Below are 14,807 nucleotides of genomic sequence, written 5' to 3'. Positions count from 1 at the left end.
CTTTTATTTTCCTTGTCCATAATAAGCATTTTTACCGTGTTTTCTTAAATAATGTTTATCCAGAACTCGTTTTGGTAGTTCTTCTGCATAGCTATTGAGTTGTCTTGTATAATAATTCATTTTGCAAACTTCATCTAACACGACTGCATTCATAACAGCACTGGATGCATCTTTCCCCCACGTAAATGGACCGTGTCCGTGGAGAAGTACTCCAGGAACATCTGCTGGATTAATACCTCGCTCACGGAATGTTTCTACAATGACATTGCCCGTTTCGTGTTCATATCCAGCATCGATTTCGTCCTGCGTTAAAACCCGCGCACAAGGAACCGAACCAAAAAATGTGTCCGCATGCGTAGTCCCCATCGCTGGCACGTCGAGTCCCGCTTGCGCCCAGATTGTCGCCCAAGTCGAATGTGTATGTACAATTCCACCGATTTCAGGGAAGTTCTTGTACAGTACAGCATGTGTTGGTGTGTCCGAAGACGGATTCAAATCCCCCTCCACAACATGATTATCTAAATCAACAACTACCATATCCGAAGCTTTCATTTCCGCGTAGCCAACACCACTCGGTTTAATAACAAAACATTGGGATGCCTTATCAAAAGCACTCACATTGCCCCAAGTATATTTAATAAGACCGCGTTCCGGTAATTCCAAATTAGCCTGAAAAACTTCTTCTTTCAAATCTTCTAACATCGCAAAAACCTCCAATCTATCTCAAATTTTCAATTGCTTGTTTTTCAATTTCTAATCCTTCGCGGTAACGTTTCAAGAACACCTCGTAGCCTGCCATCTCATCTTCTGTTGGCTCGAGTGTTACGCCATGATTATCTTTAAACACTTCTTGCGATAAAAATGCCGCCAAAGATTGTTTCGCACCCGATTTCATGTATGCCGCAAGTAACGCAATGCCCCATGCTCCGCCTTCACTCGCAGTATCCATCACCGTAATCGGAGCTCTCATTGCAGCCGCAAGAATTCGTTGCCCTACCTCAGGCGTTTTAAAAATCCCACCATGTCCAACCAATGTATCAATTTGAATCTGTTCTTGTTTTAAAATATCTAATCCCATCCGCATCGCACCGAACGCACTCGCAAGATGAACGCGCATAAAATTAGCCAAATTAAACTTGCTTTCTGGAGAACGAACAAATAATGGCCTACCTTCATTGACTCCCGTAATATTTTCACCAGAATAATAACCGTACGAAAGTAATCCACCACAATCAGGATCACCGTTTAACGCCTCTTTTAACAGCATTGAAAACAGTTTCTCCGTACTAACTTCAAAACCAAAAGTCGCCGTAACTTCTTGGAAAAGCTTCATCCACGCATTTATGTCCGACGAGCAGTTATTCGTATGCACCATCCCGACAAGTTCCCCAGATGGCGTCGTCACCAAATCAATTTCTGGATAAACTGCTTGAAGTTCTTTTTCCAAAACAATCATCGCAAAAGCAGAAGTCCCGACTGACACATTTCCAGTTCGCTTCGCTACGCTATTCGTAGCAACCATACCTGTTCCTGCATCACCTTCAGGCGGACAAATCGGAATCCCTGGCTTCAAATTTCCCGTTGGATCAAGTAAATAAGCACCTTCTTGCGTCAATTTACCAGCCTCATCGCCAGCCAGTAACACTTTCGGCAAAATCGCATGCAAATCCATCGTGACGTCTTCCTTTTCCACTAGTTGACCAAATGTCTCGATCATTTTTTGATGATATGTTTTTGTGGCAATATCAATTGGAAACATGCCCGAAGCGTCTCCTATTCCGATGACCTTTTCACCCGTTAGTTGCCAATGGATATAGCCGGCAAGCGTTGTTAAGTAATCGATTTGCTCGATGTGGTTTTCTTTATTCAAAATCGCCTGATATAAATGGGCGATACTCCAACGTTGTGGAATGTTATAGCTAAATTGTTCGGTTAATTTCTGCTCCGCTTCTTCCGTCATGGAATTGCGCCAAGTTCGAAATGGTACTAGCAATTGTTCCTTTTTATCAAAAGCCATGTAACCATGCATCATTGCGCTAAAACCAATAGCCCCAACAGCGGACAATGTTTCACCGTATTTCTCAAAAACTTCCGACGCGAGCTTGCGATAACTCATTCGTAAGCCCTTCCAAATGTCATCAAGCGCATATGTCCAAACGCCATCTTCTAATTTATTCTCCCACTCATAACTTCCAGTAGCGACCGCACTAAATTTCGAATCTATTAAAACAGCTTTAATTCGCGTCGAACCGAACTCGATTCCTAAAGTTGTACGGCCATCAATAATGTCCAACATCTCCTGTGCCTTCACTTCTTCTGTAATAATTTCAAAAACCTCCTTTAAAAAAATGGATTAAATCATCGCTTTTAGTGACGCTTACATTCTAAATTTACTCTTGTTGTACGTACATGTCAACTAAAAATATAAAATAAAAGGAATAAATACTTGATATGTCCGAACAAATATTGTAGAATGAAAATGCTTACATAACATTGATTAAATTATTGCAAATCTATTATGACATTAAGGGGTTGGACGCAAAATGAAGAAAGAAAAGAAAATTTCTGCATCATTTATCTACTTTTTTGGAGCATTTGGGGGGATACTTTTTGGTTATGATATCGGAGTCATGACTGGGGCACTTCCGTTTTTACAAGATGACTGGAACCTCGCGGGACATGCTGGGTTAATCGGTTGGATTACATCTGCTGTTATGCTCGGCGCGATATTTGGGGGCGCGATGGCTGGGATACTTTCCGATAGACTAGGTCGCCGCAAAATGATTTTGATTTCGGCTGTTGTTTTCGTCATTGGATCAATTCTATGTGGACTCGCTCCGCACAACGGTCAGTATTACTTAATCGGGGCCAGAGTATTGCTTGGACTTGCTGTAGGAGCCGCATCAGCACTTGTTCCTTCTTACATGTCAGAAATGGCGCCTGCTAAATTACGTGGACGCTTGTCGGGAATTAACCAAGTAATGATCGTTTCCGGAATGCTCCTTTCGTACATCATTGATTTTCTACTAAAAGGACTACCTGAAACATGGGCTTGGCGATTGATGCTTGGAATCGCAGCGGTTCCTGCTGTTATCCTTTTCTTCGGAGTGTTAGCGCTTCCCGAGTCACCACGTTTCCTTGTGAAATCTAAAAAACTCGCCGAAGCAAGCAAAGTTCTTAGCTACATTCGTAAACCAGAAGAAGTAGACAAAGAACTCGATCAAATCATTAAAACCGCAAAACAAGAAGAACAAATCTCGCACACAACAACTTGGGGAACCCTTCTCACCGGCCGTTACAGAGCACTTGTTATCGCGGGTATCGGTGTAGCTGCTTTCCAACAATTTCAAGGTGCGAACGCAATTTTTTATTACATCCCGCTAATCGTTGAAAAAGCTACTGGACATTCTGCAAGCGAAGCACTTATGTGGCCAATCATCCAAGGTGTTATTCTCGTTCTTGGAGCTCTTTTCTTCCTAGTCATTGCAGACAAATTTAATCGGCGCACTCTACTAACTATTGGTGGAACAGTGATGGGATTGTCCTTTATCCTGCCAGCTATTTTAAATACTTTCGTGAAATCCGATGCCAGTCCGACGATTATGCTTATTTTTCTTTGTATCTATGTAGCATTCTATTCATGTACTTGGGCACCGCTTACTTGGGTTATAGTCGGCGAAATTTTCCCGCTTGCCATTCGTGGTAGAGCTTCTGGATTAGCCTCTTCATTCAACTGGATTGGTTCATTCCTTGTCGGGCTACTATTCCCAATCATGACTGCCTCCATGCCGCAAGAACTCGTCTTCGCTATTTTTGGAATTATTTGTTTCCTAGGCGTACTATTTATTCGTTTCTGCGTCCCTGAAACACGCGGCCACACGCTTGAAGAAATCGAGCAACAAGCCGCTGAAAGAAAACTAGCCTAAAAGAAAGGCAGGTACTCTTAACCCCCCACTGGGTAAAAAAAGTACCTGCCCTTTTTCTAAATTTCTTTAGCCGAATCGCGCTCAATCAAAACAGGTGTGTAACAAATACTGTCCTCTGGAACCCCTGTCTCAATTGTACGCACAATCCAATTCGCCGCATCTTTTCCCATCTCTTCCTTAGGATGGCTCAACGTCGTTAATTTAATACTACCCACACGACTAAGCGTAGAGTCATCATTTCCTACAATCGAAAAATCAGCAGGAATTTTATAACCTTGCTCTATCAATTCCGTGGCCAACAAATTCGCAATCTGGTCGTTATAACAAACCAGCCCTGTCACATCTTTCTTGCTAAGCCTTGCTAAAATTTGATCGATGACCTGCCCTCGCGTTTCCGTCGTGTACGTGATAACATCGCCTTCTGAAAATCGTATTTCATAAGCCTCGCACGCTTCAATAAACCCTTTCAAGCGATACTTTCCTTGCAAATCATCCGTTTTCGTAACAAAAAGTAGGTTTTTGTGCTGCTTTTTGATAAGGCATTCCGTAGCTTTATAGCCAACTGCAACATCGTCAACACAAATGTGTGGGATATTTAATTCCTCATAACCTGCATTAATCATCACGATTGGAATCCCACGTTCACGCAAACTAACATACAGCGCCAAATTAGGATTATAAAGCGCACTTTTCGTAGGTTCCACAATAAGACCATCCACGCCTTGATCAATCATCTTTTGCAAACACTCTTTTTCTGCCGCGTAATCATTATTTGTGCTAGCGAGTAACAAAGAATAATTTTTACTGCGCAGTGTTTGTTCAATTCCGCGAATGATTGAGGGAAAAATATAATCGGACAAATATGTAGTAATGACGCCAATTGTTTTGTGTTCACTTTTTGCTTTGCTAGCATCTTCCTGCTTTGGTTGGTTGTCTACGTAAGTGCCCGAGCCTTTTTCCTTGCGCAACAGCCCTTCGTTCACGAGCACAGCGATTGCTTGACGAACCGTGTGACGGCTGACCCCATAGTCCTCTTGAAGTTTCAATTCAGGTGGAATCGCCGTACCTTGCGGGTAAGTCCCTGTTGCGATTTTTGTACGTATATCTTCAGCAATAACTTGATATTTAGATTGATTCATATATCTATTCCTTCCCATCTCAAACCGTCGGCAATATATTGAGCAAGTTCTTCCATACAAATATTATACAACTTTTTCAAATCCAGATACAATAGCAAACAGCCTTTCCTTACAAATTATAAAAATACCGCTGCTAAAATCCAGTACACAATCGCCGCCAAAACTCCCGCAGAAGGCAATGTAATCATCCATGTAACCAGCATATTCTTCCCAGTCCGCCAGTTCACCTCTTTTTTATGATTCGCCGTCCCGACGCCCATCAACGAACTATCAATAACTTGCGTCGAACTAATCGGCAAATGAATCAACGTCGCACTCATAATGACAGAAAGCGAACCTAAATCAGCCGCAACACCAGTTACCGGTTCAATTTTCATGATTTTCGTGCCCACCGTTTTGATAATCCGATACCCACCAATCGACGAGCCTAGTGCCATCGCGGCCGCACAGCTAACCTGCACCCAGAACGGCACATGCGAATCCGTCTGTAAACCACTTGCAATTAGGGCCAGCGTAATAATCCCCATCGTCTTCTGCGCATCATTCGTACCATGCGCATACGCTTGCGCCGCCGTTGTACCAATTTGAATCAAGCGGAACCGCCGATTTGTCTGCACCAATTTCTTATTCCGAAACAGAAATTTAAACAGCGAATAAATCAAATATCCGACCGTAAAACCAATAACAGGAGACACAATCAACGCAATAATAATCGACGAAAAACCGCTCCAATTAAGCACTCCAAAACTCCCCGCCGAAGCAATCGAAGCACCCGCAATCGAGCCAATCAGCGCGTGTGAAGAACTACTCGGCATCTTCGCAACCCATGTAAGCAAATTCCAAATCACCGCTGAAACCAACCCACACAACACGACAAACTCGCCATTTTCAAGCGCAAATGGATCAACAATACTCGAAGTTAAAGCTACCGCCACGCCTGTAAACGAAATCGCACCTAAAAAGTTCATCACTGCCGCAATGCTAATCGCAACACGAGGTTTTAGCGCCCGTGTGGAAATACTCGTCGCCACTGCATTCGCAATGTCATGAAACCCATTTATAAAATCAAAAGCTAAACCGACAATGACAATCACAATCGTTATTAAAATTACTGTATCCATTCCTAATCCCCCAGCTGCTAAAGCATATTTAACAGTCTATACCCTGTCTCGCACGATATAAATATAATTTTATTTAGATTGTAGCACAAATATACATATTGGAGCAGAAACAACAAAAAACACACCAGCCCCCTCGAGATACTAGTGTGTCATCAACAAAGACTGCTTTACTCTAGCAATGGTCCGTTTCCCTGCAAAAACAGTCTTCCTGTTCTTAAAAACAATCATCCGTTTTCCCAAATCTAAGTTCTCAATTTTAGAAGGGTTAATAATATAAGACTGCAAATCTAGCAAAAATTCGGTGAACATAAGCTTTCCTTTTAGCTCGTTAATGGGTATGTTCACCGACAAAACATCCTTTTCTAAGTGGACCCTTGTTCTCCTAGTCCTTGGCAATGTTTCGATAAAGTAAATATGCTCGTAACCAATTTTATGAATAATACCCTCAACATCCACTATCAAAAAGTCTGCTTTATCATATCTGCGCTGTATTAGAGCTGAAATTTCGGCAATTTTCAACTGTAATGTTGCCAAAGTAAAATTTGTTTTTACTAAATAGGCCAATGGCTCAATAACCAAATTTACCGTCTCAAAAAGTCGGGTTTTGATTGCTGTTAAAAAAATAATAATGCCTTTTGGATCCATTTCTCTTACCTTTATGGCCAACTGCACGCCGTCTAACCGTGCTTCTAAATCGATGTCTAAAAAGTAAATATGGCTCCCTTTATTACGTCTGATATCTTCAAGTAATGCTTCAGGTGTAGCTGTTTCCTGATCTATCTCAATAGGCATCATAGACAATATCTTATCTTGATTTAGTATTTGCAACAACGTTTCTCGCTGTATTTCCTCATTTTCAATGACATACAGTTTTTTCATGAGCTTCACTTCCCCTAATGTTTTCTATAATGCTGAACTTAGCAACAAAGCTTCCGTTCACTATACTCGATTGAAACGCCAGCTTCTTTTCACTTTTTACAAGTTGATAAAGATTATAAAGACCGTATCCCCGCTCACTACCTTTACTACTATAGCCCGGTTCATATATAGCTTCTATATCTAAGTCGCAACCTCTTTTCATCGTATTCATAACAAGAAAGTACAATCTTTTATTTTGGCTATACATAAGAATATCCACCGTTGCCTCCTCCGATTCTAGCGCTGCTTCAATAGCATTATCCAAAATTATACCTAAAATTCGAACACATTTTGCCGTGCTGACGGGAATCTGATCAATAATCTCAGTTGCTTCTATATTGACCTGAACACCGCCGGCTCTTGCCTGAAACAACTTTGCTAGCAGTAATCCTTTGATTGGCGTATTTCTAATTTCTGGTAAGTCTAGCGAAATATCATCATCCATCATCATACCGATATCCTGCATATATTCTCCAAGACCACGATAATCACTCTTCTGCAGATAAAAGTGAATCGAAATCAATATATTATTAAAATCATGTTTTAACCCTTTTAAACTTTTATTTTGTCTTTCCAAACGCTCTTGTTGCATGGTAGTCAACGCCAAATATGCTTTTTGCTGGCTAATCTTAATTTTTAGAGCTAGCATGCCGACAAGGTAAATCATTAAGAAAACGATAACCAGTGCTCCCATTCGCAAATGATGGTACTCCATCTCAGGAATTACTAAGAAGAGTGATGTAACTAATTCAATACTAACCGGTAAGCCTAGCATAACTATTTTCAACCATAAGCTGTTATCCATTAAATTTCGCATAATTTCTATGTTCACTTGATTTAAATACTTTCGCAAAAATAAGCTTTGCAACACGATAATTAAAAATTGGACAATATAGCCTAGTGTAATCTCTTTCGAACTAAGTCCAGCAAATGGAAATACAACCCCATCTTGTCCCAGAACACTTAATAGAATTCCAAAACTACAATACCACGATACATTTAAAATCAGATTAATTGTCAAGAAATACATTAGTGATACCAAGGTGTCATTCGTAACCATATATAGAGACAGAATTAAGAACCCATATGAAAGTATGCTGAGATAAACTGGAAAGAATGAACCAAAAAAAACATAATTCGTAGCGAAATACACAAGTAGGAGACTAACAAGTAAAACTTGGGTGACCTTTTCTATACGAAGAATAAGTACAGGTAGTATAAAATGAATAAGAAACATCATAACAAATAGTGTATTTTCTGACATCTTAACCACCTTTTCATTTTTTATTCCTACAATGCATCCCTGTATTATCTAGTATAGAACGTAAACTATCTGTTTGCTGTAGTCAAAAAATGAATTTTCATATGCTTTGCTACAAAAAGACAACGCTTTCTTTTCAAAATAATGCTATTTAACAAAGGCAACTATTTTGCACAATAATAAAAACGTGTTTTCAGATGTAAAAAACACGTTTAAGGAAATATAACAGAGCTATTTCTGATATGGACGGTATTTCTCAAATAACTCTGGTGCTATATTTTTCCGATGCTCGATTTCGTAACGGTAAAAAAGGACAGCAGACCCTTTCTTGATTTTTGTTATTTTGCCACGAGCCACTAAAGAATGAAAACATTGTTTTGAAATATCAAGGTAGTCAATAGCTTCCTGTCTCGAAAAAAATTCTTGGTCCAACAACTCTCTAAGTTGTCTCTGTTTGTCCATAACTTCCATTCCCTCCGTTTTTATCTATGTTTATTGCGTCTAAACTATTCGTTTGCGAACAGCGTTGTAGGCATAGCAAGTGAAACAAATAGCCGCATGCCAACAATTTAATTTTTCTTGTTCTCGGTACATCTTCCAAGTTTGCATCGCCATTTTCCCTTTTTTAGATGAAAGTGAGTCGTTACGAAGATTGTAACTTGCCAAAACTTGGTTCAGACCATATGCGATATGACCTTTTTTTTAAAATCGAAAGCCAAGCTGCTGTATCCTGTCTTGTTCTAATACTCGGCATCCTTACATCTTTTATTTGGTCCCGATCGATAACTACTGTAGAGCAATTGATAATTGTGTTTCTCAGAAGATTATTATAGTTTAGGAGTCGCGGGACTTGTACTACATTTTTTACAGTAGAGGCAACAACTCGCTCATATGCTGTGAAACAAAATCCTGCCTGATTTTCCTCCATAAACAACAACTGCCGAGCTAGCTTCTCTGGGTACCACGTGTCATCACTATCTAAAAAAGCGATAAAACGTCCTCTAGCTTTACTCAATGCTAAATTCCGAGCCTCAGCCGCCCCAACGTTTTGGTCGAGTGTGAACAGATGTATTTTCGTTTTGTCTAAATCTTTAATTACTTGGACTGTCTTGTCATTGGAGGCATCATCTACAATAATAATTTCTAGGGATTTATGTGTTTGATTTAGAACACTGCCTATTGTTATCGCGATGGTTGCCTCACTATTGTACGTCGGAATAATTACACTAACTAATTTCTCTTTCATTTTTCTCCTTTGTATTGAGGGTTCTATAGTAATGTTCTAATTTAATCTGTTCTTTCTCCCATGTATATTTCTTTTTGGCTCTCCGTGTGTTTTTCTTAAATATCTGGTACTTTGCCGTATTTTGAAGTAAGTAATTTACGCCCACAGCGATGGCATTCGGACAATGAGAATTGACACAAATACCAACTTGATCACCTTCTACTACTTTTTTTATTTCTGGGAATTCACACGAAACGACTGGAACCTCTGCTGAAATATACTCAAAAAGCTTATTTGATGAAGCAGAATAATGGTTAAAACAAGTGTTATTTAAAACTTGAAAACCCAGAAACGCTTGCTGTGTATAACTTCTTAGTTCATGTAATGGTACTTTATCAATAAATTTGACACGGGCTGCTAAACCTAGTTCGGCAACCATTGCTTGCAGCTCCTTTTTTTGGCGTCCGTCTCCGATAAAACTAGCGTTCCTTCTTGAAATAACGGTACCGCCTCTACTAATTTTTCCAAGCCCCTGCCTGGGTTAATAACACCTTGATACAATAAAATTTTTTCATTTGGTGATAATTCCAAAAGACGATGTATACTCTGACCGCCTACCATTCTAGTTACATATTCAGGATAATTATGAATCACACCGGGGGAAAATCCATACAACTGTTTATTGAAAGCAGCTCGTGTATTGTTTTCAACAATCATCAAATCAATTTTGTGAATATAAAACTGTTCAATCTTTCTGTATATAAAGCCATTACATCCTTCGCGGCTTGTTTGAACTTCGTGAGAATCATAAATTAGTTGACTTTTGTTGCGCTTGCTTCTCGCTGCAAAATGAGCTTGTGGTAATGTATTTAAATCATGAGCCTGAAAATAATCGGCTTCTCTACTTCTGGCAACAATCGCCATAGTTATAACAGTCATTGTTCGCTGGATAAAAACATGTCCTTTGGAAGTGAATGACATAAACAACAGCATGATACCCGCTACGGCAATCCAAAATTGTCCTAATATTGATAGTCCAAGTATGCCTATGATTAATGATATTATCCAGATAGCATACTGATTAGCTTGCCCCCCTATTCTTGTTACGTAAAAAAAAGGGGCTACAATTTCTACCTGTGGCAGTATGTTTTTCTTGTAATCTTGTATGCAAATTAATTCCACCCAATAGCCCGCTTTCGCCAAGGTTTTTCCTTCCTTCAACACCCTAGCATCATTGGAAAAGTCGTTAAATAACAACATCACTATTTTTTGTCGCATGGAGAGTCTCCTTCATCTTTATTTCTTGTAATTTCTCAAGACCAGTTTGTAATGTATATGTCGGTTCCCATTCAGTTGCTATCTTAAATTTCTGATTGGATAGGCAACTACTATACACATCACCTATTCGTGGCTCTTGCCTCACCGGATCTAATTGGATTTGTAGTAGATTACTTATGCGTTGGAATACCTCATTTATGGACGTCTGTTCATTTGTTGAAACATTATATACACCACCTCTCTTGATATCAATTGCTAAAATTAATGCTTCCGCAATATCATCCACAAAAATAAAATCTCTCGTCTGCTCTCCACTTCCAAAAATAATCGGCGCTCTTTGCTGAATAAGTTCATCCCAGAAATTCGAAATAACATCTTTCTTAGCTCGACGTTTATTTCCGTACACATTAGCAAATCGAAGCGCGCAATAAGGAAAATCATCCATTTTTTCATTCAAAGAAAGGTACTGCTCGCAAATACTTTTTGACATGCCATATGGAGATTGGGGCTGTATGCGTGACTCCTCGATTAATGGCAACTCCGTGTTATTTCCGTAGACCGCCGCTGATGATGCAAAAACAAAACGTTCAAAATTGACGACTTTTTTACATGCAAGAATAAGGTTCAATGTCCCCAAAATATTAATATCTGCATCCAGATGTTGCTGCTCCATAGATGTTGGAATATCCGTCTGCGCCGCTAAATGAATCACATAATGAGGGGCAATATCTACAATATAATCCAAGGCATCTTTACTTCTAATATCACATATTTTTAAATCAATACGACGTTCTAAAATCCAGCTCCAGTCTCCGGTACTTAAATTATCTATAACAAAAATCTCATGTGGGGTTTTGATTAAATTTTGTAGTACTTGTGAGCCAACAAAGCCGCACCCACCTGTAACTAAGAATCGTTTTTTTCTCACATCGTGTTTCCTCGCCTTCCGTTCACTTAAGCTAAAACGCCCCTTTAAATGTTAAAACAACCTTTATTGTAAGCATTAGAATATATATATCCATACGTATAGAATGCTGATCCACATAATGATAATCCATTTGCATCTTTTCCCCATTTGTTATCAAACTCCGACCATTCACCTGTGCCCATCCTGTAAGCCCTGGCTTAACTTTTAGTCGTTTCCTTTGTTCCTCTGAATAGTAATGTGTTATGTCAGGTATTTCAGGTCTTGGCCCCACAAGACTCATATTTCCAATAATCACATTGAAAAATTGCGGTAATTCATCGATACTTGTCCTTCTGATAAAGGCGCCAACTTTTGTGATGCAAGGATTTTCACTACAGCCTTCTTTAAATATGAAGGCATCTGGGACACCACTCTCCCAACCTTTCCCATACTCATTTTGCTGTTTCGCCTCCACTTTCATAGATCGAAATTTATAAATGGAAAAAAGCTGGCCATCTTTTCCAGTCCTTGTTTGCACAAACAGTATTGGACCACCATCTTCAAGTTTAATACAAGCAGCAACAACTAACATTATCGGCGCAGTCATAATAAAACCCGCAACACTGAAGAGGATATCCATTATTCTTTTGAAAAATAAGTCCATCGTTCGCTTACTCATAATTTCTCCCAACTCCATTTAATAGCTTCACCAAAGTCCTCCAGCCTAAATACCAAACAGCGATATTGAAAAATGAAATAGTCACACTATAAAAAAACATTGTTTGTAGAAAGTCTGCTCGCACGAACATAAAGACACCGATAATACTTGCTAATTTGCAACACTCTAAAATAATTTGTAGCTTTTGCTTATTCGTAACATACAGAATCTGCGAAGTGGCCCCAAAAACCGCCTGCGTAAAAAACAGCATACATAAAACCTGGGCAAGCTCACCGGCCCCACGCCAATTCACTCCAAAAACAAACGGAAAAACAAGTGGTGAAAACACACCTAACAATAACACTGGTATAAGCATCACCAAGCCAAGTTTCCACGTAATCTGCATGTACATTCGGTATACTTGCTCTGGTCGTTTCACAATGCGTTTTGTCGCAAAACTATAAAAAAACTGAGCGATAGATATTGAAAGCAATGAAATTGGTACAAGAATCACACGCTGCACTAAAGCATATTGACCACCAGCTGCCGTTGCAAAAATAGCGATAATAAAAAGTTGTGGCACCTGTAAAGCTAGCGTGTTTACAAGTCCAGACGGAGCCGAGAAAAGAATAAAGTTTCGATACTTCCATAATAAGAAAAACATATCCGTCCACGAAAATACTAATTTTCCCGTGTAGCCTTTATTAGATACATGGCGTAAAACAAGCAAACTGACTAACTTACCACCCACATCGCCTAGAAGTAAGCCCATAGTACGGAAAGCTAATATACTTTGTAAAAATCCAGTACCCATTAATTGCATTGATTTAGTCAGAGATAAAGTTCTATACTGATCTAACGCCATATTCTGATAGTTATAAATTTGTATCATACTTGTAAAAGCAATACCTAGACTGAGTAGTAGCATCGAAAAAAAATGAGGATTTATCCCAACAAAACGTAATATACTCCAGTCAAAAATCATATATATGCCAAACAATACTGCACAGACTAGCCAAACGATTATGAAATTAAGCCTTAATAACTGCCTAGCCAATTTAGTATCTTGTTCTAGTGGAATTGCTTTTTCTAAACTTAGACTCGCAATTTTAACTGTAATAGCAATCACTGTGACATACGCCGCATAAACGCCCATTTCCGCTTCAGAATACAGCCTTGAAATGATTGGAGCAAAACCCATCATAATCAGCTGTGCCAACATATTCCCACTAAACAGTGTTACTAAGATTTTTCGCGCTGACATGTTTATTTCCTTCCCATAAATCACTGCGATACAAGTAATTCAATACAAGTGCAATCACAATACCATTTGTGAACAGTGCAATAATAAATGAACTATCTACCAAACTCCAAGCTGGCATAACCATCAAAGCCACACTAAGCACAAAATTCCGTTTCTGTGCAATACTGTCATATAACCACAGGACACACCCAAGCAGCCCACTAAAGGCAATAACACCAGCGTAGCCAAAAGCAGAGTAAGCATCAGCCCACATATTAACATTTGCAGACATCTTCTCAGAACCAAAATAGGTGAAACCGATAAGATGACTGGGACTGACTTTATACGGATAGTCCACAAAAAATCCTAAAACAGAATGACCTAAATATGTTTTTTCATGCGTTGAAAAGAAATCAAAGAACAAACTTGATAAAGCTCCCGGCAAAAGTAACATCCTTCTAGTAAACACTTCTGTAAATGCAATATTGTCATTAAAAATATCTACCAAAATGGCCAGCAATACAAAGCCAACCATGAACCAGACAAAGTTAATACCAAATGTTTTGCCACTATTTCTAAGACAAAATAGAACAACAAACAATAATCCCATCGACAGCACCACACTTTTGTGCCCTGAAACAGAATATACATACACTTGCCCGAGTATCCCTACAAAGAGAAGTAATAGCTGCCCACGCATTATACCAATAGTCATTATAAACATGTCCATAATTTTTGAAAGCCAGGTTATTGCGTACCCAGCAATTCTCCCCGTCTCACTGCGATACACTTCCCTTACGCCGTATACTTCTTTAAAAGAAACAGGATTAATATGAAAACCATACACTCGAATCATAACTACATAAAGCAATGACATACCTACAAATATCCCGACATTCACAGCAGCGACTGGAAAATTAGTATTCGGAATTTTTACCAAAGAAATTTTGCTAAAAAAATGAATAATCATTAAGCCTACAAAAACGAACCACTTTAAATATCCAAAACGAATCCCAGGCATTCTCTCTAATAAAATCTGGAATGATAATAACAGGAATATAAGCAAACAGATATAATATCCAGTAAATCACTTGAGACGGTCGCTGCACGTGATATTCCGACCAAAAACTT

At 39.2% G+C, this 14,807-nt stretch carries 14 protein-coding genes and 1 pseudogene; 1 reads left to right on the top strand and 14 read right to left on the bottom strand.

Features of this window, described 5'->3' with window-relative positions:
* Window positions 1-3: 3 nt before the first annotated feature.
* Together PRIP_RS14545 and PRIP_RS14540 are read right to left on the bottom strand one after the other, a co-directional pair.
* Window positions 4-702 carry an L-ribulose-5-phosphate 4-epimerase gene (locus tag PRIP_RS14545; RefSeq protein ID WP_036102039.1) on the bottom strand — a complete coding sequence of 233 codons (699 nt, stop codon included), beginning with the start codon at window positions 700-702 and terminating at the stop codon, window positions 4-6.
* Between the two features lie 16 nt (window positions 703-718).
* Window positions 719-2,296 carry a xylulokinase gene (locus tag PRIP_RS14540; RefSeq protein WP_077913034.1) on the bottom strand — a complete coding sequence of 526 codons (1,578 nt, stop codon included), beginning with the start codon at window positions 2,294-2,296 and terminating at the stop codon, window positions 719-721.
* Between the two features lie 247 nt (window positions 2,297-2,543).
* On the opposite strand from PRIP_RS14540, the gene PRIP_RS14535 reads away from it, so the two are divergent.
* Window positions 2,544-3,926 (top strand): sugar porter family MFS transporter, encoded by a 1,383-nt coding sequence (locus tag PRIP_RS14535; protein ID WP_036102036.1) that lies wholly within the window; start codon window positions 2,544-2,546, stop codon window positions 3,924-3,926.
* A 56-nt stretch (window positions 3,927-3,982) separates the two neighbouring features.
* Here PRIP_RS14535 and PRIP_RS14530 read toward each other — a convergent pair whose 3' ends face one another.
* The 12 genes and pseudogenes from PRIP_RS14530 to PRIP_RS14480 all read right to left on the bottom strand — a co-directional run bounded on the left by PRIP_RS14530 (window position 3,983) and on the right by PRIP_RS14480 (window position 14,697).
* Window positions 3,983-5,065 carry a GntR family transcriptional regulator gene (locus PRIP_RS14530; RefSeq protein ID WP_036102034.1) on the bottom strand — a complete coding sequence of 361 codons (1,083 nt, stop codon included), beginning with the start codon at window positions 5,063-5,065 and terminating at the stop codon, window positions 3,983-3,985.
* A 116-nt stretch (window positions 5,066-5,181) separates the two neighbouring features.
* Window positions 5,182-6,186: an inorganic phosphate transporter gene (locus PRIP_RS14525; protein WP_036102032.1), complete on the bottom strand. Its 1,005-nt coding sequence runs from the start codon at window positions 6,184-6,186 to the stop codon at window positions 5,182-5,184.
* Between the two features lie 141 nt (window positions 6,187-6,327).
* Complete coding sequence (locus PRIP_RS14520; RefSeq protein ID WP_036102031.1) at window positions 6,328-7,065, bottom strand: LytR/AlgR family response regulator transcription factor; 738 nt, start codon at window positions 7,063-7,065, stop codon at window positions 6,328-6,330.
* Window positions 7,043-8,368, bottom strand: a complete 1,326-nt coding sequence (locus PRIP_RS14515; RefSeq protein WP_036102028.1) for a sensor histidine kinase — start codon at window positions 8,366-8,368, stop codon at window positions 7,043-7,045. Before PRIP_RS14515 ends, PRIP_RS14520 begins: the two co-directional genes overlap by 23 nt.
* A gap of 228 nt (window positions 8,369-8,596) precedes the next feature.
* The gene (locus PRIP_RS14510; protein ID WP_241434193.1) at window positions 8,597-8,827 is read right to left on the bottom strand and encodes a helix-turn-helix domain-containing protein; all 231 of its coding nucleotides are present in this window, start codon (window positions 8,825-8,827) and stop codon (window positions 8,597-8,599) included.
* Between the two features lie 39 nt (window positions 8,828-8,866).
* Window positions 8,867-9,611, bottom strand: a pseudogene (locus PRIP_RS14505) (glycosyltransferase family 2 protein).
* Window positions 9,592-10,029, bottom strand: a complete 438-nt coding sequence (locus PRIP_RS17845; RefSeq protein WP_052008963.1) for a glycosyltransferase — start codon at window positions 10,027-10,029, stop codon at window positions 9,592-9,594. The pseudogene PRIP_RS14505 and the gene PRIP_RS17845 overlap by 20 nt, the downstream one beginning before the upstream one ends.
* Window positions 10,014-10,868: a hypothetical protein gene (locus PRIP_RS14500; RefSeq protein WP_052008962.1), complete on the bottom strand. Its 855-nt coding sequence runs from the start codon at window positions 10,866-10,868 to the stop codon at window positions 10,014-10,016. Before PRIP_RS14500 ends, PRIP_RS17845 begins: the two co-directional genes overlap by 16 nt.
* On the bottom strand, window positions 10,837-11,796 hold the full coding sequence (locus tag PRIP_RS14495) for an NAD-dependent epimerase/dehydratase family protein (RefSeq protein ID WP_036102024.1): 960 nt from the start codon (window positions 11,794-11,796) through the stop codon (window positions 10,837-10,839). Before PRIP_RS14495 ends, PRIP_RS14500 begins: the two co-directional genes overlap by 32 nt.
* 31 nt (window positions 11,797-11,827) lie before the next feature.
* A complete protein-coding gene (locus tag PRIP_RS14490) occupies window positions 11,828-12,454 on the bottom strand; it encodes a sugar transferase (RefSeq protein ID WP_036102074.1) in 627 nt (208 codons plus the stop codon).
* A complete protein-coding gene (locus PRIP_RS14485; RefSeq protein WP_036102023.1) occupies window positions 12,447-13,697 on the bottom strand; it encodes a lipopolysaccharide biosynthesis protein in 1,251 nt (416 codons plus the stop codon). Before PRIP_RS14485 ends, PRIP_RS14490 begins: the two co-directional genes overlap by 8 nt.
* The gene (locus PRIP_RS14480) at window positions 13,663-14,697 is read right to left on the bottom strand and encodes a hypothetical protein (protein ID WP_036102021.1); all 1,035 of its coding nucleotides are present in this window, start codon (window positions 14,695-14,697) and stop codon (window positions 13,663-13,665) included. The genes PRIP_RS14485 and PRIP_RS14480 overlap by 35 nt, the downstream gene beginning before the upstream one ends.
* Between the last annotated feature and the right edge of the window lie 110 nt (window positions 14,698-14,807).

It is taken from the genome of Paenilisteria riparia FSL S10-1204, assembly GCF_000525995.1.
GTDB classification, from domain to species: domain Bacteria; phylum Bacillota; class Bacilli; order Lactobacillales; family Listeriaceae; genus Listeria_A; species Listeria_A riparia.
This window is presented reverse-complemented; position numbering and strand designations above follow the sequence as displayed.